This window comes from Chitinophaga eiseniae, from assembly GCF_012641265.1.
GTDB classification, from domain to species: domain Bacteria; phylum Bacteroidota; class Bacteroidia; order Chitinophagales; family Chitinophagaceae; genus Chitinophaga; species Chitinophaga eiseniae_A.
Genome location: NZ_JABAHZ010000001.1, coordinates 622196 through 647963, shown reverse-complemented (window position 1 = coordinate 647963; position 25768 = coordinate 622196). Strand labels below are relative to the sequence as shown.

The 25768-nt window shown below is 47.1% G+C and carries 25 protein-coding genes; 17 read left to right on the top strand and 8 right to left on the bottom strand.

Features of this window, described 5'->3' with window-relative positions:
• The first annotated feature begins 51 nt into the window (after positions 1 to 51).
• The 12 genes from HGH91_RS02520 (at position 52) to HGH91_RS02465 (ending at position 12593) form a co-directional block, all read left to right on the top strand.
• A complete protein-coding gene (locus HGH91_RS02520) occupies positions 52 to 1329 on the top strand; it encodes a TolC family protein (RefSeq protein ID WP_247651636.1) in 1278 nt (425 codons plus the stop codon).
• 14 nt (positions 1330 to 1343) lie between these two features.
• The gene (locus HGH91_RS02515) at positions 1344 to 2294 is read left to right on the top strand and encodes an HlyD family secretion protein (protein WP_168736877.1); all 951 of its coding nucleotides are present in this window, start codon (positions 1344 to 1346) and stop codon (positions 2292 to 2294) included.
• The gene (locus HGH91_RS02510) at positions 2291 to 3235 is read left to right on the top strand and encodes an ABC transporter ATP-binding protein (RefSeq protein WP_168736876.1); all 945 of its coding nucleotides are present in this window, start codon (positions 2291 to 2293) and stop codon (positions 3233 to 3235) included. Before HGH91_RS02515 ends, HGH91_RS02510 begins: the two co-directional genes overlap by 4 nt.
• Complete coding sequence (locus HGH91_RS02505; RefSeq protein WP_168736875.1) at positions 3220 to 3963, top strand: ABC transporter ATP-binding protein; 744 nt, start codon at positions 3220 to 3222, stop codon at positions 3961 to 3963. Before HGH91_RS02510 ends, HGH91_RS02505 begins: the two co-directional genes overlap by 16 nt.
• Before the next feature lie 10 nt (positions 3964 to 3973).
• The gene (locus HGH91_RS02500; RefSeq protein WP_168736874.1) at positions 3974 to 5080 is read left to right on the top strand and encodes an ABC transporter permease; all 1107 of its coding nucleotides are present in this window, start codon (positions 3974 to 3976) and stop codon (positions 5078 to 5080) included.
• Entirely contained in the window at positions 5077 to 6192 is a 1116-nt protein-coding gene (locus HGH91_RS02495; RefSeq protein WP_168736873.1) for an ABC transporter permease, read from the top strand. Before HGH91_RS02500 ends, HGH91_RS02495 begins: the two co-directional genes overlap by 4 nt.
• 140 nt (positions 6193 to 6332) lie before the next feature.
• Positions 6333 to 6806, top strand: coding sequence for a hypothetical protein (locus HGH91_RS02490; protein ID WP_168736872.1), 474 nt, complete (start codon positions 6333 to 6335; stop codon positions 6804 to 6806).
• A gap of 303 nt (positions 6807 to 7109) precedes the next feature.
• Positions 7110 to 8513 carry a 3-isopropylmalate dehydratase large subunit gene (gene leuC / locus HGH91_RS02485; protein WP_168736871.1) on the top strand — a complete coding sequence of 468 codons (1404 nt, stop codon included), beginning with the start codon at positions 7110 to 7112 and terminating at the stop codon, positions 8511 to 8513.
• Positions 8514 to 8561: 48 nt separating this feature from the next.
• The gene (leuD, locus tag HGH91_RS02480) at positions 8562 to 9158 is read left to right on the top strand and encodes a 3-isopropylmalate dehydratase small subunit (RefSeq protein ID WP_168736870.1); all 597 of its coding nucleotides are present in this window, start codon (positions 8562 to 8564) and stop codon (positions 9156 to 9158) included.
• A 14-nt stretch (positions 9159 to 9172) separates the two neighbouring features.
• Positions 9173 to 10699 (top strand): alpha-isopropylmalate synthase regulatory domain-containing protein, encoded by a 1527-nt coding sequence (locus tag HGH91_RS02475; RefSeq protein WP_247651635.1) that lies wholly within the window; start codon positions 9173 to 9175, stop codon positions 10697 to 10699.
• A gap of 18 nt (positions 10700 to 10717) precedes the next feature.
• Positions 10718 to 11791 carry a 3-isopropylmalate dehydrogenase gene (gene leuB, locus HGH91_RS02470; RefSeq protein ID WP_168736869.1) on the top strand — a complete coding sequence of 358 codons (1074 nt, stop codon included), beginning with the start codon at positions 10718 to 10720 and terminating at the stop codon, positions 11789 to 11791.
• 232 nt (positions 11792 to 12023) lie between these two features.
• Complete coding sequence (locus HGH91_RS02465) at positions 12024 to 12593, top strand: dihydrofolate reductase family protein (protein WP_168736868.1); 570 nt, start codon at positions 12024 to 12026, stop codon at positions 12591 to 12593.
• Positions 12594 to 12624: 31 nt separating this feature from the next.
• Here HGH91_RS02465 and HGH91_RS02460 read toward each other — a convergent pair whose 3' ends face one another.
• The 3 genes from HGH91_RS02460 to HGH91_RS02450 form a co-directional block, all read right to left on the bottom strand.
• Positions 12625 to 12957, bottom strand: coding sequence for a hypothetical protein (locus HGH91_RS02460; protein WP_168736867.1), 333 nt, complete (start codon positions 12955 to 12957; stop codon positions 12625 to 12627).
• Between the two features lie 211 nt (positions 12958 to 13168).
• The gene (locus HGH91_RS02455) at positions 13169 to 13366 is read right to left on the bottom strand and encodes a hypothetical protein (RefSeq protein ID WP_168736866.1); all 198 of its coding nucleotides are present in this window, start codon (positions 13364 to 13366) and stop codon (positions 13169 to 13171) included.
• Between the two features lie 32 nt (positions 13367 to 13398).
• Complete coding sequence (locus HGH91_RS02450; RefSeq protein ID WP_168736865.1) at positions 13399 to 13938, bottom strand: DUF6934 family protein; 540 nt, start codon at positions 13936 to 13938, stop codon at positions 13399 to 13401.
• A 225-nt stretch (positions 13939 to 14163) separates the two neighbouring features.
• On the opposite strand from HGH91_RS02450, the gene HGH91_RS02445 reads away from it, so the two are divergent.
• Together HGH91_RS02445 and HGH91_RS02440 are read left to right on the top strand one after the other, a co-directional pair.
• Positions 14164 to 16611: an outer membrane beta-barrel protein gene (locus tag HGH91_RS02445; RefSeq protein WP_168736864.1), complete on the top strand. Its 2448-nt coding sequence runs from the start codon at positions 14164 to 14166 to the stop codon at positions 16609 to 16611.
• A gap of 19 nt (positions 16612 to 16630) precedes the next feature.
• The gene (locus HGH91_RS02440; RefSeq protein WP_168736863.1) at positions 16631 to 17116 is read left to right on the top strand and encodes a MarR family winged helix-turn-helix transcriptional regulator; all 486 of its coding nucleotides are present in this window, start codon (positions 16631 to 16633) and stop codon (positions 17114 to 17116) included.
• A gap of 31 nt (positions 17117 to 17147) precedes the next feature.
• On the opposite strand, the gene HGH91_RS02435 is transcribed toward HGH91_RS02440, so the two are convergent.
• A complete protein-coding gene (locus HGH91_RS02435) occupies positions 17148 to 17804 on the bottom strand; it encodes an RNA polymerase sigma factor (protein WP_168736862.1) in 657 nt (218 codons plus the stop codon).
• Positions 17805 to 17943: 139 nt separating this feature from the next.
• Between HGH91_RS02435 and HGH91_RS02430 the strand changes: the two genes are divergently transcribed.
• On the top strand, positions 17944 to 18315 hold the full coding sequence (locus tag HGH91_RS02430) for a hypothetical protein (RefSeq protein WP_168736861.1): 372 nt from the start codon (positions 17944 to 17946) through the stop codon (positions 18313 to 18315).
• Between the two features lie 54 nt (positions 18316 to 18369).
• A complete protein-coding gene (locus tag HGH91_RS02425) occupies positions 18370 to 18693 on the top strand; it encodes a hypothetical protein (RefSeq protein WP_168736860.1) in 324 nt (107 codons plus the stop codon).
• A gap of 30 nt (positions 18694 to 18723) precedes the next feature.
• On the opposite strand, the gene HGH91_RS02420 is transcribed toward HGH91_RS02425, so the two are convergent.
• Entirely contained in the window at positions 18724 to 19518 is a 795-nt protein-coding gene (locus HGH91_RS02420; protein WP_168736859.1) for a hypothetical protein, read from the bottom strand.
• Between the two features lie 17 nt (positions 19519 to 19535).
• The gene (locus tag HGH91_RS02415; RefSeq protein ID WP_168736858.1) at positions 19536 to 20657 is read right to left on the bottom strand and encodes a hypothetical protein; all 1122 of its coding nucleotides are present in this window, start codon (positions 20655 to 20657) and stop codon (positions 19536 to 19538) included.
• Between the two features lie 150 nt (positions 20658 to 20807).
• On the opposite strand from HGH91_RS02415, the gene HGH91_RS02410 reads away from it, so the two are divergent.
• Complete coding sequence (locus tag HGH91_RS02410; protein ID WP_168736857.1) at positions 20808 to 22082, top strand: Na+/H+ antiporter; 1275 nt, start codon at positions 20808 to 20810, stop codon at positions 22080 to 22082.
• 17 nt (positions 22083 to 22099) lie between these two features.
• On the opposite strand, the gene HGH91_RS02405 is transcribed toward HGH91_RS02410, so the two are convergent.
• Positions 22100 to 24889, bottom strand: a complete 2790-nt coding sequence (locus HGH91_RS02405; RefSeq protein WP_168736856.1) for a family 78 glycoside hydrolase catalytic domain — start codon at positions 24887 to 24889, stop codon at positions 22100 to 22102.
• A 233-nt stretch (positions 24890 to 25122) separates the two neighbouring features.
• Positions 25123 to 25764 carry a hypothetical protein gene (locus HGH91_RS02400; protein ID WP_168736855.1) on the bottom strand — a complete coding sequence of 214 codons (642 nt, stop codon included), beginning with the start codon at positions 25762 to 25764 and terminating at the stop codon, positions 25123 to 25125.
• Positions 25765 to 25768 lie beyond the last annotated feature (4 nt).

Genomic DNA, 25768 nt, shown 5'->3' with positions numbered 1-25768 from the left:
CCTGAAATTGAACAACTTTTCAAAACAATTATTCAAACTGGATATAGCACCATGAACGTCTTTAAAACTCTCTGCTGCTGCCTTGTATTCGGTATCACTATGGTGAGTGGGAAAGCCCAAAGCAATACCCTTACCCTGGAGGAATGTTTTATAAGGGCCCGGCAAAACTATCCGCTGATCCGGCAATATGACCTGATCCGGCGAAGCAGCCGATATTCCATAGAAAACGCCGGTAAGTTATACCTGCCACAACTCACCATAAGCGGGCAGGCCAGCTACCAATCGCAAACCATCGATTTCTCGGAGGTACTTCCGGCTATTCCCGGCGTACATCCGCCTGAACTCAGCAAAGACCAATACAAAATACAAGCGGAAATCAGTCAGCAAATTTATGACGGCGGTGTCAGCAAATGGCAAAAGGAAAGCAGTAAAGCCAATGAGGCCGTTCAGCAACAACAGCTGGAGGTAAATCTGTACGCGGTCAGAGAACGGGTAACCCAGCTCTATTTTGGCATCCTGCTCATGGAGGCCCAGCTGCAACAAAACCGGCTGAAGAAAGCCAACCTCCAAACAGCAGCCGACAAAGCCAGTGCCGCCCTCGCCAATGGCACCGCCTACCGGAGCAATGTAGATGAACTGAAAGCCGAAATTGTGAATGCCGACATGACCGACACCGAATTCAGAGCTAACTGGAAAGCCTATATGAATATGCTGGGCGTGTTTATCCAGCAGCCCCTGGGCGACAGCTCTACGCTTAGCTGGCCCGCGCCTATGGCTTCTCCCGAAAATATTAACCGCCCGGAACTGGCTTACTACGATTTGCAAAAGAAAGCATTCGACATACAGGAAAAACAATTGTCCACCAACTACCTGCCCCGGCTCAACGCCTTCCTGCAAGGCGCTTACGGCCGCCCTACGCTCAATATTGTAGACAATAAATTCGGTCCCTGGTGGATAGGCGGCGTACGTCTCAGCTGGTCGCTCGGCAGCCTGTACTCCCTGAAGAATAACCGGCAGCTGCTGGACATCAACCGCCAAAACCTCGACGTCAGCAAGGCCACGTTCTTATTCAATACACAGCTCACGCTGCAACAACAAAACCAGGATATCAGCAAATACGCCGACCTCCTGCAACAAGACGATAAAGCCATTGCCCTTCGAACAGCGGTACTGCAATCCGCGCAGGCCCAGCTCGATAATGGCGTGATCACGGTACACGAATATATTACCCAGCTCAATTCGGAGCATCTCGCTAAACAGGCGCGCATTCTCCATAGCATTCAATTACTACAGGCTCAATACAATTATAAAAACACTTCGGGAAACTGATCAACTATTGCATTATGAAACTTCACATCCTACCAGGACTGGCGCTGCTACTTCTTCTGAATGCCTGCAACCCCAACAAAAATAATTTTGATGCAGCGGGCAATTTTGAAGCAGATGAAGTGATTGTATCGGCCCAGCAAAACGGCGTGATCCAGCAATACTCCCTGCGCGAAGGTGACCACCTCAGCGCGGGACAAGCCGTGGGGCAAATTGACGTGAGCATCCCTACCCTGCAAAAAGAACAAGTGCAGGCGTCGATAGATGCGTTGCATGACAAAACGTATAACACGCAGCCGCAAACGGAGCTGGTAAAACGTCAGCTGCTGGTACAGGAAGCCCAACTACAACAGCAATACCGCGAAAGAACCCGCACGGAGAACCTCGTAAGAAGTGATGCTGCCACCCGTAAACAACTGGATGATATTAACGCCGGGATTGAACAACTGGAACGGCAAATCAACGTCACCAAACAGCAACTGGCATTAAATAACGCCAACACGGCTACGCAAAACCGCAGCATCCTCAGCGAGAAAGCGCCTTTGGAAAAATCATTGGCACAGTATGCCGAGCAAATACACCGGGGACAAATTATCAGCCCCATTACCGGCATGGTACTTTCCAACTATACGCTGAAAGGAGAAATGGCTACCATAGGTAAACCCTTATTTAAAATTGCTAATACCGACACGCTTTACCTGAAGGCCTATGTTACCGGCACCCTCCTTTCTGATATCAAACTGGGGCAAACCGTGCAAACACGCATTGATCAAGGAAAAAATGATTATAAATATTACCCGGGGCAAATCACCTGGATATCAGATAAATCAGAGTTTACGCCCAAAACTATCCAGACAAAAAACGAGCGGGCCAACCTCGTATATGCCATTAAGATCAGTGTCAGGAATGATGGCTATCTGAAAATAGGCATGTATGGAGAAATGTTGATTAACAAGCCGAAGTCATGAGTACCGTAGTACTGGATCATATCACCAAACATTACGACCAGGGAAAAGTACTGGCCGTTAATGATGTGTCTCTGCAGGTAGGCGCCGGTGAATTATTTGGGCTGATTGGCCCCGACGGCGCCGGGAAAACCTCCCTGTTCCGTATCCTTACCACCTTGCTGTTGCCCGACAAAGGCCAGGCCAGCGTACTGGGTTACGACTGTGTGAAAGACTACCGGCAAATCCGTAACAGAATAGGGTATATGCCGGGGAAATTCTCCCTGTACCAGGATCTTACGGTAAAAGAAAACCTGGATTTCTTTGCCACCCTGTTCGGCAGCAGTATCAACGAAAACTATGCCCTCATCAAAGATATTTACGAACAGATCAAGCCTTTTAATGACCGGCGCGCCGGGAAATTGTCGGGCGGCATGAAACAAAAGCTGGCACTTTGCTGCGCCCTCATTCATAAGCCCGAAGTACTATTTCTCGACGAGCCGACTACCGGCGTAGATGTGGTGTCGCGGAAAGAATTCTGGCAGATGCTGAAAAACCTGAAGCAGCAGGGCATCACCATCCTGGTATCTACGCCTTATATGGACGAAGCCGTGCTTTGCGAAAAAATAGCGCTGATACAGGGCGGCAATATTTTATCGGTCGATACACCCGATGGCATCCGGTCAAAATTCCCGGTACCGTTGTACGCCATCCGGTCCGATAACATCTACCAGCTACTGACCGCGCTCAGGAAGGAACCGGGAGTTGACAGCAGTTATGCTTTCGGCGAAAGCATTCATATTACGCTGAATGAACAGCAAACCAATATGGCGGCCATTCAGCAAAGCATGGTGGCCAAAGGGCATACACAACTTAGCATGGAACAAATTCAACCGGGTATAGAAGATAGTTTTATCCGCCTGATGAACCAGGCACAACCAGCTATAGCATGGCAGAGAAAGTAATAGTATGTAAGGAGCTGACCAAGCGTTTTGGCGACTTTTATGCCGTCAACAAAATTTCCTTTGCCGTAAATAAGGGAGAGATATTTGGTTTCCTGGGCGCCAATGGCGCAGGCAAAACCACGGCCATGCGGATTTTATGCGGGTTATCCCATCCCAGTTCCGGGGAGGCGCAGGTGGCGGGATACGACGTATACCGGCAAGCCGAGTCCATCAAAAAAAATATCGGCTACATGAGCCAGAAATTTTCGCTCTACGAAAACCTGACAGTAGCCGAAAACATAGAATTCTTCGGAGGCGTGTACCGGGTGCCTGCCGCGGAGATACAGAAGCGCAGCGATGCCTTATTACAAAAACTGGGACTTACCGGCGAAGCTAAAAAGCTCGTAGGGGCTTTGCCGTTAGGCTGGAAACAAAAGCTCGCTTTTTCCGTGGCCATCTTTCACCGGCCCCGGATTGTATTTCTCGATGAGCCTACCGGTGGCGTGGACCCGGTTACCCGGCGACAGTTCTGGGATATGATCTATGAAGCCGCTGCATCAGGCATTACGGTATTTGTTACTACGCACTATATGGACGAAGCCGAGTACTGCGACCGGGTAACCATTATGGTAGATGGCAAAGTGGAAGCACTGGATGCCCCATCGCGGCTGAAAGCGCAATTCAACGCCAACAATATGGATGAAGTATTTTATCAGCTGGCCCGCGGCGCCAAAAGATCCGGCGATTAAAAAATCAGGTATGAAACAGTTTTTTGCATTCATCCGGAAAGAATTTTTCCATGTATTCCGCGACAGGCGCACCTTGCTGATCATGTTTGGCTTGCCGGTAGCGCAGATTGTGCTGTTTGGCTTTGCCCTCACCAGCGAGGTAAAGGATATTACGCTGACTGTGATTGATCAATCGCATGACGTGAATTCCCAACAGCTGGTCAGCAAAATAAAATCCTCTTCCTATTTCGTAGTCTCGGAGGCAGCTCCCGGCTTCAACGATATTGCCGGCGCGTTTAAAAATGGTACGGCCAAATGTGCGCTCATTTTCCCGGCTAATTTTGGCAGCGATCTGCAACACCGTGGCCGTGCGCCTTTGCAGATCATTACCGACGGTTCCGATCCCAATACCGCCAAAACGGTGGTCAACTATCTTACGGCCATCACTACTGCTTACCAACAGGAAATCAATCCCGGCAAGCCCCTGCCCTACCTGATTATACCGGAGCCGCGGATGCTGTATAATGAGGAAGGCAATGGCTCCCTGAATTTCATTCCCGGTGTGATGGCCCTGGTGCTCATGATCGTGTGCACGGCGCTTACCTCCGTTTCCGTTGTCAGGGAAAAAGAGCTGGGTACCATGGAAATATTGCTGGTATCGCCTTTCCGGCCGCTGATGGTGCTGATTGCCAAGGCAATTCCCTACCTTATCTTATCGCTGCTCAACTTTATCCTCATCCTGGTGCTGGCGGTGTTTGTGCTGAACGTAGGGATCAAAGGCAGTATCGTACTGCTTTTCCTGGAAAGCATGCTGTTTATTATTACCTGTCTTTCGTTTGGGTTAATGATCTCCAATACCACCAATTCCCAGCAAACAGCGTTGCTGCTGTCGATGATGGGGATGATGATTCCGACGATGATCTTTACAGGGTTTATGTTCCCGCTGGAAAATATGCCCGGGGTGTTCCAGGTCATTGCTAACCTGGTGCCGTCGCACTGGTATTTCCTCATTATAAAAGCGGTGATGCTGAAGGGGCTGGGATTTAAGTACATCTGGAAAGAAACGCTGGTGCTACTGGGGATGACCCTGTTGCTGCTCACTATTGCCCTCAAAAACTTTAAAACCCGGTTATCATGAGCGTACTGCGTTATTTACTGAAGAAGGAGTTCCGCCAGATTTTCAGGGATAAAACGATCCTGGCCATGATGTTTGCCATGCCTACCGTGCAGCTGATCATCCTGCCGCTGGCTATGAACTTTGATGTAAAACAGGTAAACCTGGCCGTGGTGGACAATGACCATAGCAGTTACTCCAGGCAAATGGTCAATACCATCGGGGCTTCCGGCTACTTCCGGATGGTGGCTGCCGCCCCATCCTTTCCGGCGGCGTTGCAGTATATAGAGCGGGAAAAGGCCGACCTGGTACTGGAAATCCCTGCGGGTTTCGAGCGAAACCTGGTCAGGGAAGGCCAACAAAAAGTAGGGATTTCCATCGATGCCATTAACGGCACCAAGGCCGCTATTGGCGGCAACTACCTGCTTACCGCCATCACCGATTTCAATAAAGACCTGCCGGTCAATACCGCTGCCAGGCTGTCGCCTGCTGCAGGGGGTATAGATCTTACCTGGTCAAACTGGTACAACCCGCTGGCTATCTACAAGTTTTACGTGGTACCGGCTGTACTGGTATTGCTGCTCACATTGATCGGTGGATTTATGTCGGCGCTCAATATTGTTCGGGAAAAGGAAGTGGGCACTATAGAGCAGATCAATGTAACGCCTATACGAAAGTGGGAATTTATCCTGGGCAAGCTGATACCCTTCTGGCTGATGGGGTTGATTGTATTTACGCTGGGTTTATTGGTAGCCTGGGGAGTGTATGGCATTTGGCCGGTGGGCAGTTTTGCTTTGCTTTACCTGTTTGCCGCCATTTACCTGGTAGCGTTGCTGGGATTTGGTTTGCTGGTATCTACCTATACCAGCAACCAGTTGCAGGCCATGTTTGTGGCATTTTTCTTTATGATGATCTTTATGCTGATGAGTGGCCTCTTTACGTCGGTAGACAGTATGCCGCCCTGGGCCCGGCTTATTGCTCACCTAACCCCTATTACCCATTTTATCAAAGTAATGCGGATGATTGTACTCAAAGGCAGCGGCTTCGCGGATGTGCAGCGGGAGTTTGGGTACCTGGTCGTGTTTGCACTGATTTTAAACGGTTGGGCGATTCTTAACTACCGGAAAACCAGTTAAGCTGGTGGTGTTAAAAATAATCTGCATAAAAAATTTTTATATTGAACTTTTATCTATCTTCACGTACGAAAATATTCGTAGACAGGTAAAAGGCTTTTCTGACGGACCTTACAAACATTTTATCTATACTCCCCAGCACAATGAAAAAAGTTCGTGTATTCATTCCCGTATCATTATTTTTAATCTTGCTGGCCTGTGGCCATTCAGCTCAACCCCCTTCTTCCGCTACAACTCCCGTTACACAACTGGATAATGTAAATGTAGGGGGTGCGGTGACATCCTTCATCAGGGATTCGGCTGACTTTAACCGGGAGTTCGGCAAAGAGGTGGCGTTTTGCCAGTTTAATTTCACCGGTGCCAATCATTCCGGTAAAGACATGGCCAAAGCGACGGCGGCTTCTCCCAATATTGTTGACATGATCGCCAATGTAGAAAAGCATGACATTCGTTTTACAATACTAACCACGCCGGTTATCACTGATTCAACCCAACTTCATGGCGTTGCAGACCGATTTATTGCCTATGTAAAAAGGGATCCGCTGTTTACCGGCTTTAAAAAATACGAGGTGAACATAGGTATCGATGGCGCCCCAGTGCAACATTTCAATTATTAAGCATTCCGATATCACTTTAAATAGCGGATAAGGTATACCATTAGCCTGTGAATCAGCTGTTTTGCAGGAACACGCTATAAAAAAGAGGGAGCGGTGCTCCCTCTTTTTTTCTTTCCAACTATTTTTTCCAGAATTTACAATTATCTGACTATCAACAAAATATAGGACAGAACGGGCTCAAGCGCCCGTTCACAGCCGTTATTTGTCGCTTTTTATGGGCAATCCTTAGAAAAAACATTGAAATAAAACAGATTTTATGAATAAATTTGAACAATCAAGTAGCTACTTTTAAAATTTTAAAAAATGAGCAATAAACCCGCTACCTTATTTGACAAAGTATGGGATTCACATGTTGTGAGGAAAATTGAAGATGGTCCGGATGTATTTTTTATCGACCGCCACTTTATTCATGAAGTAACCAGTCCGGTGGCTTTCCTGGGAATGGAAGGCCGGGGTTTAAAGGTAATGTTTCCTGAAAAGACCTTTGCTACAGCTGATCACAATACGCCAACGATCAACCAGCATTTGCCGGTTCAGGATCCGCTTTCTGCCAACCAGCTGAAGGCATTGGAAACCAATTCCAATAAATATGGTATTTCCCACTGGGGCCTGGGTAATCCCAAGAACGGTATTGTGCACGTAGTAGGCCCGGAAAACGGGATCACCTTACCGGGTATGACCATCGTTTGCGGTGATTCTCACACCTCCACCCATGGCGCTTTTGGCGCAATTGCCTTTGGTATTGGTACCTCTGAAGTAGAGATGGTATTATCTTCCCAATGCATTATGCAGCCGAAGCCTAAAAAAATGCGTATCAACGTAACAGGTAAGCTGGGTAAGGGTATTACTCCTAAAGATGTTACACTCTATATTATATCTAAACTCACTGCAGCCGGTGCTACCGGTTACTTTGTAGAATATGCCGGTGAAGTATTCGAAAACATGAGCATGGAAGGCCGTATGACCGTGTGCAACATGAGTATTGAAATGGGCGCCCGTGGTGGTATGATTGCACCGGACGAAACCACTTTCAACTACATCAAAGGCCGTGAAAAAGCGCCACAGGGGGCCGCCTGGGACAAAGCCCTGGCTTACTGGAAAACGCTGAAAACAGATGAAGGCGCCACCTTCGATGTAGAGCATACTTATGCCGCTGCTGATATTGAACCCATGATCACTTATGGTACCAACCCGGGTATGGGTATGGGGATCACACATCATATTCCTTCCGCACTGGCAGGCGACAGCAAAGCCAGCTACGAGAAGTCGCTGCAGTACATGGGCTTCCATGAAGAAGACGCCATGCTGGGCAAAAAAGTGGACTATGTATTTATAGGTAGCTGTACCAATGGCCGTATTGAAGATTTCCGTGCCTTTGCCTCTATCGTAAAAGGAAGAAAGAAAGCGGAGCATGTTACCGCCTGGATCGTACCGGGTTCTCATATCGTAGAACAACAGATCAAAGACGAAGGTATCCTGGACATCCTCACCGAAGCTGGCTTCCAGCTGCGTCAGCCCGGATGCTCCGCGTGCCTTGCCATGAACGATGATAAGGTACCTGCCGGCAAATATGCCGTGAGCACCAGTAACCGGAACTTTGAAGGCAGACAGGGACCCGGCTCCCGCACGATGCTGGCCAGCCCACTGGTAGCAGCAGCTGCTGCTGTAACCGGCGTAGTCACCGACCCGAGAGAGCTGATGGCTTAATGATGCCGGCACCTTTTTTCCAATCATTCAACAAACGACAACTTAACAATGGCTTACGATAAATTCACTATACTGAAAAGTTCTGCAGTACCCATGCCTATTGAAAATGTGGACACTGACCAGATCATTCCTGCACGTTTCTTAAAAGCCACCGAGCGCAAAGGCTTTGGTGACAACCTGTTTCGCGACTGGCGCTATGAAACAGACGGCACCCCTAAAAAGGATTTCGTTTTAAACAATCCTATCTACTCCGGTAAGATACTGGTGGCCGGCAAAAACTTCGGTAGCGGTAGTAGCCGCGAGCACGCTGCCTGGGCGATCTACGACTATGGATTCCGTTGCGTAGTGTCCAGCTTCTTTGCCGATATCTTCAAAAACAACTCCCTCAACATCGGCATATTACCGGTACAGGTAAGTCCCGAATTCCTGGATAAGATATTTACCGCCATCGAGGCTGATCCCAAAGCGGAAATAGCAGTAGACCTCGCCACACAAACCATCACCATTGCAGCCACCGGCGCCAGCGAGTCTTTTGCCATCAACGGTTATAAAAAACATAACATGATGAACGGCTTCGATGATATTGATTACTTACAGGCCATGAAAGAAGATATCAAAGTCTTCACAGAAAAGAGCCTGTACTAAAACATTGCAAAACGATGATGCCAGCGAAACAGCGCCATGTTGAAATAATGGATACTACCCTGCGTGATGGGGAACAAACCAATGGCGTATCTTTTTCACCCTCGGAGAAGTTAACCATTGCACAGCTTTTACTGACAGAAGTAAAGGTAGACCGGATTGAAATTGCTTCGGCCCGTGTTTCCGAAGGCGAATTTGCAGCCGTAAAAGCCATTACCAAATGGGCAAAGGCAAACGGCTTCATTCAGAAAGTAGAAGTATTAACTTTTGTTGACGGCGATGTATCGGTAGAATGGATGCTAAAAGCCGGCGCCAAAGTCATGAACCTGCTCACCAAAGGTTCCCTGAATCATTTAACGCACCAGTTAAAGAAAAAACCAGCGGAACACTTTGCAGAAGTAGCCGCTGTAATTGCACTCGCCAGGAAAAAAGGATTGGATTGCAATATCTATCTCGAAGACTGGAGCAATGGCATGCGTAATTCGCGGGAGTACGTTTTTCAATACCTCGACTTCTTACAAAAGCAGCCGGTAAAGCGAATCATGCTACCCGACACCCTTGGCGTACTGACGCCCGATGAAGTGAAGGAGTTTATAACGGCTATCGTTACACGCTACCCGGATATTCATTTCGATTTTCATGCGCACAACGATTACGACCTGGGTACCGCCAACGTACTCGAAGGCGTAAAAGCAGGCGCCCATGGTATCCACCTAACTATCAACGGTATGGGGGAAAGAGCGGGAAATGCTTCGCTGGCCAGCGCCATCGCCGTGTTGCATGACTTCCTACCGGAAGTAAAAACCAGCGTAGCCGAAACATCGCTTTATACCGTCAGTAAGCTGGTGGAAACATTTTCCGGCTTCCGCATACCGGTCAACAAACCGATTGTGGGCGAAAATGTGTTTACCCAAACAGCCGGTATTCATGCCGACGGTGATAAAAAGAATAAGCTCTACTTCAGCGACCTGATGCCCGAACGTTTTGGTCGTCAGCGTAAATACGCCCTGGGTAAGACCAGCGGCAAAGCCAATATCGAAAACAACCTCCAGCAACTGGGCATCAAGCTGTCGGATCCCGATCTGAAAAAAGTAACACAGCGTATCATTGAGCTGGGCGACCGCAAGGAGATGCTGACACAGGCCGACCTGCCCTACATCATTTCGGATGTACTGGACAGCAACCGGATACAGGAAAAGGTGAATATAGAAAGCTATGTACTCACCCATGCGAAGAACCTCAACCCTTCTGCCACCGTGAAAATATCCATACAGGGAGAAGTATTTGAAGAACATGCGCAGGGTGACGGACAATACGATGCCTTTATGAATGCCCTTAAAAAGGTATACAAAAAGCTGAAGCTGGAACTCCCTACCCTGGCCGACTACGCCGTACGTATCCCTCCCGGCGGGAAAACAGATGCGCTCTGTGAAACCGTAATTACCTGGAGCCACCGTAACAAAGAATTCAAAACACGGGGACTGGACAGCGACCAGACGGTATCCGCTATTAAAGCGACCCAGAAAATGCTGAACTTAATTTAAACTTTCAATAACAACTGAATGGCAACCAAGCATATTTTAATTGTTCCTGGTGATGGAATCGGACAGGAAGTAACTGCAGTCGGAAAAAAAGTATTGGATAAAATCGCCGCAAAGTTCGGGCATACCTTTACTTATGATGAAGCGCTGATAGGCCATGTGGCGATAGAAGCTACCGGCAACCCGTTGCCGGATGAATCGCTGGAGAAGATGAGGAAATCAGACGCCGTATTATTCGGTGCGGTGGGTCACCCGAAATACGACAACGATCCATCTGCCAAAGTAAGACCTGAGCAGGGTTTGCTGAAGATGCGCAAGGAACTTGGATTATATGCCAACCTCCGTCCTATTAAGCTGTTTGATGAGCTGCTGGGCGCTTCCAGTATCAAGCCTGAAATATTAAAGGGTGCCGATATCCTGTTTTTCCGTGAACTCACCGGTGATATATATTTTGGGGAGAAGGGAAGAAAAAATGATGGTGATACTGCTTACGACATTGCCGAATACAGTCGCTATGAAGTAGAACGTATTGCCCGTAAGGCTTTTGAAGCTGCCCGTACCCGTCGTAAAAAGCTCTGCTCCGTAGATAAAGCCAACGTTATTGAAACCTCCCGCCTGTGGAGAGAAGTGATCCAGAAGATTGCGCCTGAATATCCTGACGTAGAAGTAGAACACCAGTTTGTAGATGCCACGGCGATGCTGCTGATCAAAGATCCGCGCCGCTTTGACGTGGTAGTTACCGCCAACCTGTTTGGCGACATCCTCACCGATGAAGCTTCCCAGATAGCAGGTTCTATGGGCATGCTGGCTTCCGCCTCCGTAGGTGATGGCACCGGCGTATACGAACCTATTCACGGTTCCGCGCACGACATCACCGGTAAAGGCGTGGCTAATCCGCTGGCCTCTATCTTATCGGCCGCCTTGCTGCTCGATATTTCTTTTGGAATGAAAGCAGAATCCGAGGCAGTGATCAACGCGGTTGACCAGGTGCTGAAAGCAGGTTTCCGTACCCGGGATATTGCAGATCAGCAAATCCCGGCCGACAAAATACTGGGCACCGAAGCCATTGGCGCGGAAGTACTGAAACATCTCTAAGCAATACTGACATATGCGCAAAAGCCCTTCGCCTTCAGCGAGGGGCTTTTGTTATTTTACAGTTGACGCAATTACCCCTATAAATGTCTTAATCGCACCTCTCGCATGTAACTTTTCCGGAGTAAGTTTGTTTTGTCGTAATAGCCATCCTTACCAAAGGATTGACGGCAGATGATAAACAATTGGAAACATGGTTAAAAAAAGCCAGTAAATCACTCTAAAAAACAAGTATATGAGAAAGATAGTTTCTTTCATGCACATCACCCTGGATGGCCTTATCGCTGGTCCTAACGGAGAAATGGACTGGATCCGCGTGGACAATGAAATATTCGATTATGCAGGAGATCGTACCAACAACTCCGACACTGCCCTATACGGCCGGGTTACCTACGATATGATGGAAGCCTACTGGCCTACCGCTGCTGATAAGCCTAATCCCAGCAAACATGATGTTGAACACAGTACCTGGTACAAGCAGGTGAACAAAGTGGTGCTATCGCGTACCATGAATGGTCAGCAACGGGATAAAACCACCATCATTCACGACGATGTTGAAAAACAGATCCAGGCCATTAAAGAAAAACCCGGAAAAGAAATCATCATATTCGGTAGTCCCCGCGCTACGCAAACTTTGATGCAATATGGCCTGGTAGATGAATTCTGGCTCTTTGTAAACCCTGTCCTACTGGGTAAAGGAATTGCACTGTTCAAAGATGTCCCGGAAAAAGTATCATTAAAATTGCTGAACAGCCACGCATTTTCTTCCGGCGTGGTATGCCTTCACTACGAAACTGTAAAATAAAAAAAGGCGGCAATTTTTCTTGCCGCCTTTTTTATTTTATATCTGCAATGTCTGTACTTCCCTTATATATATATATCTTAACCGGTCGTGCACTTTTCCGGGCATGTTTCAAAAAACTCATGTACATATTACTGGATACCCGTGCCAGGATGAATTTAAACATCCCCTTGCAATTCTTGAAACTGATAACAACCACATTCTCTTTTTCCAGCGCGATCGTATCTGGTACAAAGCTACCCAGGAAAATCACTTCCCTCGTTTCCTTGGCCGGTGCCGGATCATTCTTTTTCCTGCATGACACACCGAGTAATATCATTACTGATAACAATGACCATAGCCACAGGTGGATGTGTAATTTTTTCATCGTCAGTATATAGGTAATAATTGACAGTACCTGGTTCGATTTAGCCAACCTGACTGACTAACTAAGTCAGCCACCGTCTACCAATTATTAAAAATATATAAAACCTTTGTAAAATGAGGAAAAAGTTTGTGGTGACAAAACGGGAAACAAAACGAGGGTTTAACAAAAGAAACAGAGCGGTTTATAATAGCTTCCGAAGTAACAGGGGGACTTATTTAGGCCGTTCACTCTTTATTAACCTGTTCAGCTCAGCCATAAAAGCGGCCGCCTCTTCTTCGTTTCTGATACCCAGCATCAAGCCTTCAGCGCCGTATCTATAGGTACTGGGAGGATCTTGCTTACCACTCTTAGCAGATTGTTCTGCAATCCGGGTCATTTCATCTAATTTTTCTCGTACTTCTTTTTCCATAGAACAAAATTATGTTTTTTTTGAATAATCGATTATGACAACCGAAACAGATAATATTGATACAAATCTCTTATGGGCCTTTGACAATCAATAAATTCTGGCTTGGGCTTAAAAAACGGTAACCCATGCTGATCACGCTCAAAATCACCTTGTCTTAATAACCGTACAAACCAATCTACACCATATGTCGTAAAATATCCCTCAAGGTATTGTTTATTTGTTAGAAACATCCTGTGATAGAGATAGGCTCTTGCATCATCAGCCCCATTAATACCTATTGCTGTTGACGGATACTTCTCTAAAAACCATAATCCGAATAGCATGATTGTTGAAAATACCTTATCGCTCTCCGCATGGTCCAATTTTACATCATGATCAACATTTTCATCTCCTCTCTGGGGGCCAAAAGCAAGATTAAAAACATTTGGCAGCAACGGATTTTTGAGTGGTTCAATTTTTACTTTCAATAAGATATTTTCATTATTCCTTAACCTGGAATAGAATTTCATGTATCTCAAATCGGAGGAAAGATCAACCGGTTTAATCGTCTTTTTAAAGTTTATTTTAATCATAGATAACAGTCTTTTATTCAAAAATCATCTGTCAATACAAAAATACCTTTACTACATCAATCAAGTGTTTAACGAATGTTAACAACGAAATCACTTATCTCCCCTACCATTCCTCTGACAAAAAATACTCCGTAAGTAATAACATTTGCCGTACATGTAAATACCAGTACAAATTCATGTCACATGGCACAAACAGGCTAATTTTACTATTATAAAGACTCCAAAATGAAAAAGACACACGCCTATTTCTTTGTGCTTTTAATTTTAGTAACTACTTACATAAATAAAAGCTACTCACAGGCAAAATCTACGACTTCCGCCATTCATGGCCGCATTCTATCAACAGATAACGCACCCGTAAAAGATGTACTGGTACAACTTCGCCAGGCCACAGATAAAAAGTTGCTGAAGATGGAATACACAGACAGCACCGGGAACTTCCGGTTTGATAAGATTCCCGATGGCAATTACCAGCTGACTACACAAAGCATGCTGTTTATCCCGTATGAATCGGCCACCTTCCGTCATGAAGGCATTACCCGGCTGGCAGCTATTTCACTGCAGTTGCAATCCAAGCAACTCAAAGAGGCAACGGTAACAGCCAACAAACCGTTTGTACAACAGCAATATGATAAAACGGTTATCAATGTAGCCAGCTCCATATCAGCGGCTGGCAGTACGGCACTGGAAGTCCTGGAAAAATCGCCGGGCATTACCATCGATCAGAATGATAATATAGCCATGCGTGGACGCCAGGGTGTGCTGGTGATGATAGACGGTAAACAAGTACCCATGTCAGGGCAAGAGCTGGCGACGATGTTACGGAGCATGTCGGCCAATCAAATCGAAACCATTGACCTGATTACTAATCCCTCTTCAAAATATGACGCAGCCGGCAACGCTGGTATTATTGATATCCGATTGAAGAAAGGCAATAAATCCGGTACCAATGGGAATATATCATTGAGCTACGGACAGGGAAAATATCCTAAGGTGAACCCTGCCCTCACCTTCAATAGTAAATATCATCGCCTGAATATTTTTGGCGCCTATAACTACAATTATCGGCAGGAACTGAATGCGTTAACTATCTATCGCCAGTTTTATAACGCCGACAACCAGTATACCGGCGGCACCAACTACGACAACCGGTTCCGGTTTAACGCCGGCAGCCACAACGCCAGGATTGGAGCCGACTATAACATCAGCAAAAACATCGTGGCCGGGTTTGTGGTCAATGGTATTTTTAATAACATGCGCATCTTTACCAACAGCCCCGCACAATCGCTCGATGCAGCCGGACAGCCCGCCGGCACCTTTATTACTACCGGTACCAATACACCGCGCCGTAATAATCGCAGTATTAATTTCAACTATAAACAAACCCTCGATACCAGCGGCCGGCAACTTACCGCCGACCTCGACTATGCACGCTTTAATGCCAGCCAGGCACAGTATTATACCACCCGTTTTTTTGATAATCACCAGCTTGAAAGTAAAAATCCCTACGAACTTTTTGGTGATCTGCAGGGCGACCTGAGCATACGCTCCCTGAAAGCAGATTATACCCAGCCATTAAAAGCCCTGGGGGCCCGGCTGGACGCCGGCGTTAAAAGCAGCTGGGTAAAAACAGACAACGACGTCCGGTTCTTCGACAGGAGTAATGGTGGTAACGTATTAGATAAAGGCAAGAGTAACCAGTTTATCTACAAGGAAAATATTAATGCCGCCTATATCAATGTTGCCAAAAAATGGAAACGCTGGGATACGCAACTGGGGCTAAGAGTGGAAAACACCAATGCCGATGGCCTGCAGGTAACAGACAGCACGGCCTTTACCCGCCATTATACACAACTGTTTCCCAGTGGTTATCTCGGTTATGCCATTAATGCCGACAACGACCTGGGCATCACGGTGAGCCGGCGCATTGAGCGCCCCTCCTACCGCCAGCTGAATCCTTTTAAGATATTCCTGGACCCATATACGTACGAAGCCGGTAATCCCTACCTATTACCAGAGCTCACCACTTCTACAGAGCTAACATATACTTTCAAACAACAGTATACCGCCAAAATCGGTTACAGTCGCACGAAAGACAATATCATTGAGGTATTGTCGCCCGACACGGTAGTTGGTTCCGTTATCCAAACGGGCCGTAACCTGGCAGTATATGACTATTACAATATGAGTGTTAGTTTCCCCGTCAACATTGCCAAATGGCTTAGCAGTACCAACACGGTACTGGTATTCTATGGCCGGTATAAAGGCAACCTGGTGAATACCCACCTGGATGTTAGCCGGGTGGCGGTAGAACTTAATTCAGTGAATACCGTGACTATCAACCCATTGACCAGCCTGGAAATTACGGGTAGTTACAACAGCCGCTCCTATTACGGGTTCCTGGATGTGAAAGGCTATTGGTTTATGAATATTGGCGCACAGCGGCAGCTGTGGAACCGAAAGGCATCTGTCAAATTAAATGTCAGCGATATTTTCCTGACCAACCAAACCAACGCTGTAACACGGCTGACGGGTTATGGTGAAAGCTTTCGTCAACGGCGGGATACACGGGTAATGACCCTCACGTTCAATTATCGTTTTGGTGGTAACGGCGGAAATAATAACGCCAGGAAAACCGGTGGTGCGGAAGAAGAAAAGCGAAGGGCCGGATAAAAATTTATACATTTAGCGCATGAATTTAGTTAATGAACTGGAGGAACTGGCGCTGGCTACCCGCTTAAAGCGGTTGGGAGAACGTTTATCCGCAGACGTTAGCCAGATATATAAGGAGTCGGCGCTCGACTTCGAAGCCAGGTGGTACCTGGTACTGGAGTTGCTCAGCCGTCAAAAGCAGCTGGGAATTACAGAAATTGCTGCCATGCTGCAACTCAGCCATCCGGCGGTAGTGCAGTTTGTAGACCAGATGACAGAAAATGGATTAATTAAAACCGCGCCGGATCGCAAAGATGCCCGGAGACGGTTGGTGTCGCTAACGCCGGCAGGTAAACAGATGCATAAAAAGATGGCGCCGTTGCTGGAAGTGATTAAGGAGGAAAACAGGAAATGGCTGGCAGCTGCCAGTGCCGACCTGTTGCAAGTGCTGACTGAGCTGGAGCAGTCGCTGGATGAAAGAAGTATGTACAAACGGATCAAGGTGAGCCTGATAGAAAATTCCTGATGGCGAGCCCTGATCCGTTTGCGGATATGACCTAAATGCCCAGGTGGTTCATTACCTTGTTCACGATGCGGTCGCAACGGATCAAATGGAATGGGAATACCAGGTCATTTTTATAATACTCAGAAATTTTACCACGCAGGATCAATTTTGCCCTTAGTAGTCTCACCTTAACATTTACCGGCGAAATCTCCAGGACTTGCGCGGTTTCGGCGTTACTGAGCTGTTCAATTTCCCTCATAACAAATACCACCCTGTATTTCTCGGGTACTTGCATCAGGGCATGTTCCAGCGCCTCGCCTAGTTCTTTATCAATTACTTTCGCCACCGGGGATTCTTTTGTTTCGGTCATACCGGCCGAATGGTGTTCATCAATTACAGATATATCTTCCCTGACCCCACGTTTTCTTTTTTTCAATTGCTGATTACATTCATTAATCATGATTCGTTTCAGCCAGGTGCCAAAGGCAGCCTCCTGCCGGAAAGAGCTAAGATGCTGATATGCATTGATATAAGCTGTCTGCATGACATCTTCTACGTCTGCATCGTTGTTGAGGATAGTCATTCCTATCCGGAACATGCTCGGATTATGCCGGCGCATCAGCTGTTCAAATAGCTTTTTTTCTCCTGCCAGGATCTTATTGATTATTTCATTATCAATTTCCCTGTCTGTTAATGAGATTGTGGTCATTATATCTTATTGGATGATGAAAGTTGAGAAAAGTTACAAAATTTTTTTCCTCTTTTTTGTAACCCTGGAAACAATTTGCACTCTAATTAACAGGAGCCGGCCTTAAACCGGCCAGAATGCGAACCTAAAAACCGAAGTCATGGCAACTGTTAATCAACTCCAGCGCACGCTACAGGCTACTTATGGGATTGTTCCCATTGTTGCAGGGTTGGATAAATTCACCAATATCCTCACTGACTGGTCTGCTTACTTATCGCCTGCCGTAAAAGGTATGCTTCCATTTGATGCCCTGGTTTTCATGAAAATAGTAGGTGTTATTGAAATTGTAGCCGGTTTACTGGTATTCTTCCGTCCTCTTTTTGGCGCCTGGTTAGTGATGATATGGCTGATTTGTATTGCCCTGGAATTAATTACCACCGGGCACTACTTTGACGTAGCTGTCCGGGACCTGGTAATGGCCATAGGAGCCTATACCCTGGCGCAATTGACTAAAAATAAAAGTTTAGCATAGTACTTTATAACCCGTATCCGTTTACTATTATTAACCGTTTAAGCGACTCAGCCAATGCATAAGAGCAAAATATTTAACCTGCAGGGTATCAAAATGCCAGCGTTAACACACGAGCGTATCCAGGAACTGAAACTAACACCCAAAGGCAAGATGATCCTTAATACCAACATGGAAGCATTCCCATCTTTACTTAAAATGATGGAAACGTCCCTGATTGAGCAACTCGCCCAGTACGAATTGATGATCCGTAACAGCCAGGACGCTATTAAGCGTAAAATGAAACTACTGGAAATGCTGGATGACCACCTGTATTGGGAGTTCGCCTACCATATGATGTTCATCAAATGGCGGGAACAACAATTACCTAAAGCTTCCTGAGGCCAGGAAGGTCTGCCTTTCCGGACCTTTCTAGCCCGGCCAGTTGGCCAACAATATCTTAAAAGGGCCGTCTGCCTGTAAAGGCTCTGCCAATGCTATGATCACACAATAAATATTACCATTTCGATCTTTCAACTGTTCCCATTTGTGCTTCCGGAAAGTGTATAATGTTATCTTGTAGACGATTTCATTGGAGCTTTCCAGCAGTTCCCTTTTTACACCATTATCTTTAGCGATCACCTTGTTAATATCATCGTCAGAGAGCCCACAATGGATGTCTATAAAATCGAGATGTCCATCATGGTTGATATCGGCATAATGGAGCCCGGTAATACTGAAATTATGTTCAAACACCTGTAATACCGTGTCCTGGTTGGTGATGGCAATTACCGGGTACCGGTAATACGTACAACTGCTTCCATTACAATTGATGGTCGGCTCCGCCTCCATCGCGATAAAGCCCGTCCCGCCGTAACGTATTTCTCCGTGGGGAGTGTACCTATAGTGGTAGTATCCCCTGATCGTATCTTCAAATCGTTTGTTGTATATACCCAAAAAATCCGGATAGTCGACATACTTCGGTAAACGTTTGTCTATCCAGGTATAATATTTCACCACTCCCAGGCTTCTTCTAGCCCAGTATCCGCCTGCGGCAAACAAGGTATCGCGTTTACCCTTTCCCTTATTGATATTAATATCAACTACTTTTACATTGACAGCGCGAAAAACGCTGTCAATGAACCGGGTGAAGGAAGGATATTCTTTTTGTTGGGCCAATGCCGGGGTGGAGAAAAGCAGGAGTCCCCATATCAGGATTCGTTTCACGATGGCAGCCTTAAAAATTATTTTTGCAGTAATTTAATCTGTGCTTGTTGCTCATCTACTCTTTTATTCAACTGGATGATATACAAGGTAAGTTCTTCTACCTTTTTCAGTAATAGCCGGTTCATTTCACCTAAGTCCTGTCCATTTTCCACTACCTCTTTTGCAGAAGGAATTTCCGGGAGATGCTGGTGAGTAGCCACATATTGCTCCAGGGCCGCTATAGACGGCAATGAATAATCAGTAGCAAAAACATAGTCGGGCCAGTTAGTATATGCCTTCACCACTACCCTGGTAAACACACCTGCACCATTTACCGCCAGCTTATAACCTTTGGTATCGGGTGCGCCTATGCCTATATTACCATTGGCTTTTATTACAAAAAGGTTGTCGGTGTTATTGTTGACGGTGAATACGTTATTATTCAGGAGTTTCCGCTGTTGCGCATTTTTGGATAAGCCGGTTATCGTTACCGCACCTATATTGGGCTGATCGACCAGTGGTACAATATCTTCTGATTCGCCCAGCATATATAATCCGTAGCCACGGCCACGGGACCAGGCACGGCCACGCAGGGTGGGAATATAGTCGGTGTCGGCCCCCGCAGCATTGTATATCACCATTTCTCCATCTCCCCCGGTATTATCTACCTGGGTATATTTCGCTAACACAATGCCATAGGGCGCCGCTACATGGAACCTGGCAGCCGGTTTTTGGACGCCTACGCTGACATGACCACCGGAAGTGATCCGCATCCTTTCCAGTGGCCCGGCTACAGAACCAGTGGTATGAAAAGTCAGATCCATTCCCTGTACCAGTGCGGCATTTGCCTGGTAAATATTTATTCTTTCCGCCCGGATCCGTGCGCCGATGAGGCCAGGCGTCACATCTCTCCATCCGTGAAAATCGATATTATAAGCACCGCCGGTAGGCGCCCACAATGGGACGTTCTGGTTGCCGGGATCTCCGCTCCGGCCTATATCCAGCACGGGGATACTACTATCCATCGCCAACTTGGTGAATTGTGCATTGTAACGTTTAATGGAGTCTTGCGCAAAGCTTACCTGCGCCATTAACAAACAGGCCATTACAGCCAGATACATCATAGGCTGATCCATAAAGATCAGGGATACTTTTTTCATACGTTATATTATTATATCAACAGAATACCAGGTAATAGAAGAGGGTTTGTCAACAAACAATTCTTTTCTTTACAATGATAAATATAAATTCCCACCCCACAAATATCTATCTAAAAAAACCTACCTTATATCTTTGCAGTAAATCATATCATGGAACTCTACAGCATTGTTATCTTTATATTGGCTATTATGATCATCTTATCGGCGATGGCAGATAAGATTAAGTTGCCTTACCCGGTATTGCTCATCAGTGCTGGTATTGGCATTGGCTTTATACCGGCGTTGCCCAATATTTCGTTGAACCCTGATGTGGTGTTCCTTATCTTTCTGCCACCCTTGCTGTACGATGCCGCCTTTAATATTTCGCCACAGGAATTCAAAACCAATTTTAATACGATTGGTACCCTCGCCATCGGGCTTGTTTTTTTAACGGCAGCAGCTATCGCGGTGGTGGCGCATTACCTGATTCCCGGAATGACCTGGCCCCTGGCCTTTGTGTTAGGTGCTATCCTCTCTGCTACCGATGCCGTAGCTGCTATGAGCATCACCAAAGGACTAGGCCTTTCCCATAAAACCATTACCATTCTTGAAGGTGAAAGCCTGATCAACGACGCCTCTGCCCTGGTGACCTACCGTTTTGCCATTGCGGCAGCCATGGGTACGGCCTTCGTGTTCTGGAAAGCATCGCTGGAATTTATTGTGTTGATGGCGGGCGGCGTATTGGTGGGACTTGCCATCGGTAAGCTATTGCATATCATCCTGAAAGTGGTACATAAAAACGACCTGGTAACCATCAGTTTTATGCTCCTGATGCCCTTTGTTACCTACCTGCTGGCGGAAGAGCTCCATGTGTCGGGCGTGATTGCCGTAGTAGTGCTGGGCCTCATGACCGCCAGGATCAGCAACCGGGCCTTCCCTGAAAAGTTAAAGCAACAGTCAAGGGCTATCTGGGACATTATTATTTTCCTGCTCAACGGGCTCATTTTTATATTGATAGGATTACAGTTTCCTTATATCATTAAAGACATCCCTGCCGATATGATATTTCCCTACATCGGCTATGGTATTATCATTACCCTGGTAGCGCTGGTGCTACGCATGGCCCGTATCTTCACACAGCAACTCAACCTGGAACAGGCCTTTAAGAAAGGTAAGGGCAGGATCACAGAAAATGCATTACTGGATTTTAAGAACAGCCTGATTATCGGCTGGTCGGGCATGCGGGGCATTGTTTCCCTGGCCATCGCCATCGGGCTACCGATGACATTGGGAGATAATAAATCATTCCCGGAAAGAAATGCTATCTTATTTATTTCCGTGGTCGTAGTGCTGTTTACCCTGATCGTACAAGGTATTTCCCTGCCTTGGATTGTGAAGGCGGTGAAGCTACCAGGTACACATCCAAAGAAAGTACATAGTGCATAAAAAGGAGCGCATGTTTTTTACATTGTGGTGCTAAAAACATAATTACCGGCTGGCAATTCATATGCTACCTCTCCATTTTGCCTGCGCTGCTTTTTAAGTGGCGCCTGGCCAGCATTGAGGCCGGCAGCTTCCTGTTCCGTTAATTCCAGTGTGGCCGAGCAGTTAGGTGGCACCGACAGTTGTAACGTTAACTGGCCGTTTTCTTTTTTCCAGGCCGTTTTTATGATTCCTGCAGAAGATCCGAAACTGGTATTAGCCCAGGTCACTTGAGGACTATTGAAAGATGGCAGCCGTATAATAAAATGCTGAAATCCTTTCGTAGAAGCGGGATCGCGCCGTATACCAGAGACACCGTTGATATACCAGGCGCCCGGGTAAAGAAAGGAACTATGCAAAAGAGAATGTCCCGGTAAATCTTTCTCCCACATTTCCCAGATAGTGGTGGCATCGTTGGCCTTCATATAACCCCAACCAGGGTACGAAGTTTGGGAGGTCATGCTATACAGGAGGTCATCGCGGCTTTCATCGCGGAGCAACCGGAACAACATGGCGCCACCTGTAATCCCCACATTGATATGTCCTCTGCGTGCTACCAGGATTTCATTTTCCAGCCGTTTCATCACTGCGGCACGCTGATCAGGCGCGGGGACTTCAGCCAGCAGGGCGGCGGCCATGTTGGCCATGGAGCTATCGGAATAGCTATGGTCTGCGGCGTTATAAAACCGGGCGTTGATAGCGCGACTGGACAGCTCCGCCTGTTGCAGCCATTCAGCCGCTTCTTTAGTTTTGCCCAGCACTTTCGCTATTTTAACGGCGGTGCGCAGGTTAAATACGCGGTAACAATTGTTCAGGCAAAGCGTTTGTGGTTTATCGTTATTCATCCCTTCAGCGGTAGCGCCTGGCCAGAGCCAGTCTCCCAGGAAATCCCAGTTGCCGCCAAATCGCTGTAAGAGATGATCTTTGGTTTGGGTATCCAGGAAAGCCAGCCAATTTTTTATCATCTCAAAATTTCTTTCCAGTACCCGCCGGTCACCTTCCTGCTGGTAAATGAACCAGGGCAGGGATACGCAGATGCCGCCCCAGGGCGGACCACCCCCACCCATATACGTAGGTGCGGAATGAGGTTGTATGCCTTTATGCAGGTGACGGCCGCTCATCAGTCCCTTGTGTGCCCAGGCTGTATCGTACATGTTGCCTACAACGGCTTCCGATCCCTGTACATCGCGCCAGTCTTCCATCCACTTGGTATAAAAGGCGCCGAGGTGATAATTATACATCCCCGTTTCACAGGTGGCGTGTGCATCACCGCCGTAGCCCAGTCGCTCCCGTTGCGGGCAATCTACAATATACCCCCCGAGCGACAGGTTTTCGTAAGTCCATCGTACCCGGTCGTAAATCCAGTTTTGGAGGGAGTCGGAGCAGGTAAAAGTGCTGGCAGCAGTATATCCTGTTCGTACCAGCCACCCATGGATATCGGTAAGTGCAGGCGTGTATTTTAATCCCTGGATGGTGATCCAGCGCCCGGAGCTGTAATTAAAGCGATTGTGAAAAGTGGCGGTACCATCATTACCGATCACCACTGCACTGTGCAGCGCGAAAGTCATAGGTACCTGCGCTCTTTCTGAAAACAGGAACCGGATAGTATCGCCGGGATGACCATGCACCTGAATGGCTGTCCATCCGGCAAAGTTGACGCCCATGTCTGCTACATAGCTGCCATCGGGCGCTGTTGTGACAGATACGGGGTTTATTTCATTCATTACCAGGTTAGGTTCCACCATCTGGGCCGACAGCAACAGGCGTGGATGATACACCACCACTGATTGCCAGTTGCTTTCATCGCATCCGGCTGTATTCCAGTCGTTCATCTCTTTGCGTGCATCCCAGATCTCTCCGCCCATTTTATGGAAGTCCCAGGTGCCCAACAGCCTGTTGGGGCTGGGATGTGTGCGCCAGGAAGCATCTGTTTTAATGAGCATGAAAGGCGTAGTGGCGTTCCCGTTATAAAGTGCTGCCTGCGCAATTACAATAGGTGTATTGGGCTTACCCGGTGTAATGTATGGCCCGAATATAGACCAGGAAGTGCCCAGCCAAAGAGCAATTACATTCTTTCCGGGCTTTAGTTCCTTTGCAATATCGTAGGCTATATAGCGGGCTCTTTTAGTGTGATTACTTACCGCCGGGGCCATCACGCCATCACCGATTTTTTTCCCGTTGACATACAATTCGTGATATCCTACTGAAGCCACAAACATGTTGGCTTTGCGTGGCACCTCCGTTAAGTCAATTGTTTTTCTAAGCCAGGGGTCGTTGATATTACAATCGCGTTGACGCGGATCAAATACTTCTGCGGTGCCTATCCAGGAAGCTTGCCATTCGCCGGGCTGAAATAACCCGGTAGTCCACTGTGCCGTTTCACTCCAGGGCGAGATACGCCCCTGTTCGTCCTTTACACTTACTTTCCAATAATACAACCGATCCGACTGCAAGGGTTTGCCTTTGTATTCAATCTGCTGCATGTCGCTGGAATTGATCCATCCGGACGACCACCATGAACCTTTGTTGTCGTTTAATTCTTCCGGCGTGGCTGCCACCAGGATGCGATAGGCGGTTTGCCGTTGCCCGAAGGCCCTGGGATCGGTGGCTTCAAATGTCCAGCCCAGTCGTGGATGCGGTTCATCTATGCCGCTGGGATTTACCAGGTATTCACAACGAAGATGAGCGGGTAACAGGGAGCTTCCCCCGTTAGCCAGCGTGGGGGCAGCCCATAGTAACAATAGCCAGCCCAGGAATAAAACCCTTTTCATAGTTGTCAATGCAGCTCTTTTATATTAATAGATAGTACGCGGCCCATTTGTTTGCCGTTGCGGTATGTCACTACTTGAGCATTGTCTTGCTAAACAGATAAGACCAGGCTAACAAGGAATGCTGCAAATTTTCATTGTTCAGGGAGCAGCGGTTATCCAATATTACAGGTAAAATCTGATGCGGGCATCCTGTCCCATCCTGCCTCTACGTGTAAGGGATACGGTTATACCAACTAAAACCTGGCGATCAGGTCTTCCATAGTGATCTCCTCCGTGCTGAGCTGCCGGGGGCTTCCATATTTTTTCAGGTACTTCCATTTATGTGCTGCGGCAATTGAGAGCGGCATAATCTGTTCGCTGAGGGTGTATACCTGGTGGCCGGTAAGCCGGGTAAATTCTTCCGGGTAGATATCAAAATTCAGGCAGGGCAGTCGTTTGCTTAACTGGTAATTGTTGTCCCATAAATAAAGGACGGCATCTTGTTTATAGGCTACCAGGTATAAATCGCCTTCATCTTCATACTCCGCTGCCAGTGCTATCTGCAGGGCATTTACCCGGGTGACGGTAAGCCCGTTCTGCATCAGCAGCGAGTTGGCGGCCGACCATTTACGCTTTATGCGCCTGTTGTTCTGGTATCTCTCAAAAGGGGCAAATAAGACAACAAAAAAACAAAGTCCTGCCAGCGTACCAAATACCGCCACGCCCATTCCGGATTTGATCATGGTGGCCATATCCGCAAAGGCAATACCTGTGATAAAAATCAACAGGAGGTCATATACCTTCAGACGTGATACGGCCTTCTGGCTGTATTTCAGTTTCAGCTTATTCAACAGGCGGATTTCATCCGGGAAAAAGGGTCTATTGATTAGTTTCATATTA

Excerpts from the sequence above, each read along its gene's own strand:
- leuC (WP_168736871.1), top strand. The coding sequence starts at position 7,110 with ATGAGCAATAAACCCGCTACCTTATTTGACAAAGTATGGGATTCACAT.
- HGH91_RS02460 (WP_168736867.1), bottom strand. The coding sequence starts at position 12,957 with ATGAAAAAATTACACATCCACCTGTGGCTATGGTCATTGTTATCAGTA.
- HGH91_RS02455 (WP_168736866.1), bottom strand. The coding sequence starts at position 13,366 with ATGGAAAAAGAAGTACGAGAAAAATTAGATGAAATGACCCGGATTGCA.
- HGH91_RS02515 (WP_168736877.1), top strand. The coding sequence starts at position 1,344 with ATGAAACTTCACATCCTACCAGGACTGGCGCTGCTACTTCTTCTGAAT.
- HGH91_RS02500 (WP_168736874.1), top strand. The coding sequence starts at position 3,974 with ATGAAACAGTTTTTTGCATTCATCCGGAAAGAATTTTTCCATGTATTC.
- HGH91_RS02445 (WP_168736864.1), top strand. The coding sequence starts at position 14,164 with ATGAAAAAGACACACGCCTATTTCTTTGTGCTTTTAATTTTAGTAACT.
- HGH91_RS02400 (WP_168736855.1), bottom strand. The coding sequence starts at position 25,764 with ATGAAACTAATCAATAGACCCTTTTTCCCGGATGAAATCCGCCTGTTG.
- HGH91_RS02450 (WP_168736865.1), bottom strand. The coding sequence starts at position 13,938 with ATGATTAAAATAAACTTTAAAAAGACGATTAAACCGGTTGATCTTTCC.
- leuD (WP_168736870.1), top strand. The coding sequence starts at position 8,562 with ATGGCTTACGATAAATTCACTATACTGAAAAGTTCTGCAGTACCCATG.
- HGH91_RS02465 (WP_168736868.1), top strand. The coding sequence starts at position 12,024 with ATGAGAAAGATAGTTTCTTTCATGCACATCACCCTGGATGGCCTTATC.
- HGH91_RS02440 (WP_168736863.1), top strand. The coding sequence starts at position 16,631 with ATGAATTTAGTTAATGAACTGGAGGAACTGGCGCTGGCTACCCGCTTA.
- HGH91_RS02520 (WP_247651636.1), top strand. The coding sequence starts at position 52 with ATGAACGTCTTTAAAACTCTCTGCTGCTGCCTTGTATTCGGTATCACT.
- HGH91_RS02495 (WP_168736873.1), top strand. The coding sequence starts at position 5,077 with ATGAGCGTACTGCGTTATTTACTGAAGAAGGAGTTCCGCCAGATTTTC.
- HGH91_RS02415 (WP_168736858.1), bottom strand. The coding sequence starts at position 20,657 with ATGAAAAAAGTATCCCTGATCTTTATGGATCAGCCTATGATGTATCTG.
- HGH91_RS02410 (WP_168736857.1), top strand. The coding sequence starts at position 20,808 with ATGGAACTCTACAGCATTGTTATCTTTATATTGGCTATTATGATCATC.
- HGH91_RS02405 (WP_168736856.1), bottom strand. The coding sequence starts at position 24,889 with ATGAAAAGGGTTTTATTCCTGGGCTGGCTATTGTTACTATGGGCTGCC.
- HGH91_RS02490 (WP_168736872.1), top strand. The coding sequence starts at position 6,333 with ATGAAAAAAGTTCGTGTATTCATTCCCGTATCATTATTTTTAATCTTG.
- HGH91_RS02510 (WP_168736876.1), top strand. The coding sequence starts at position 2,291 with ATGAGTACCGTAGTACTGGATCATATCACCAAACATTACGACCAGGGA.
- HGH91_RS02430 (WP_168736861.1), top strand. The coding sequence starts at position 17,944 with ATGGCAACTGTTAATCAACTCCAGCGCACGCTACAGGCTACTTATGGG.
- HGH91_RS02425 (WP_168736860.1), top strand. The coding sequence starts at position 18,370 with ATGCATAAGAGCAAAATATTTAACCTGCAGGGTATCAAAATGCCAGCG.
- HGH91_RS02435 (WP_168736862.1), bottom strand. The coding sequence starts at position 17,804 with ATGACCACAATCTCATTAACAGACAGGGAAATTGATAATGAAATAATC.
- HGH91_RS02475 (WP_247651635.1), top strand. The coding sequence starts at position 9,173 with ATGATGCCAGCGAAACAGCGCCATGTTGAAATAATGGATACTACCCTG.
- HGH91_RS02505 (WP_168736875.1), top strand. The coding sequence starts at position 3,220 with ATGGCAGAGAAAGTAATAGTATGTAAGGAGCTGACCAAGCGTTTTGGC.
- leuB (WP_168736869.1), top strand. The coding sequence starts at position 10,718 with ATGGCAACCAAGCATATTTTAATTGTTCCTGGTGATGGAATCGGACAG.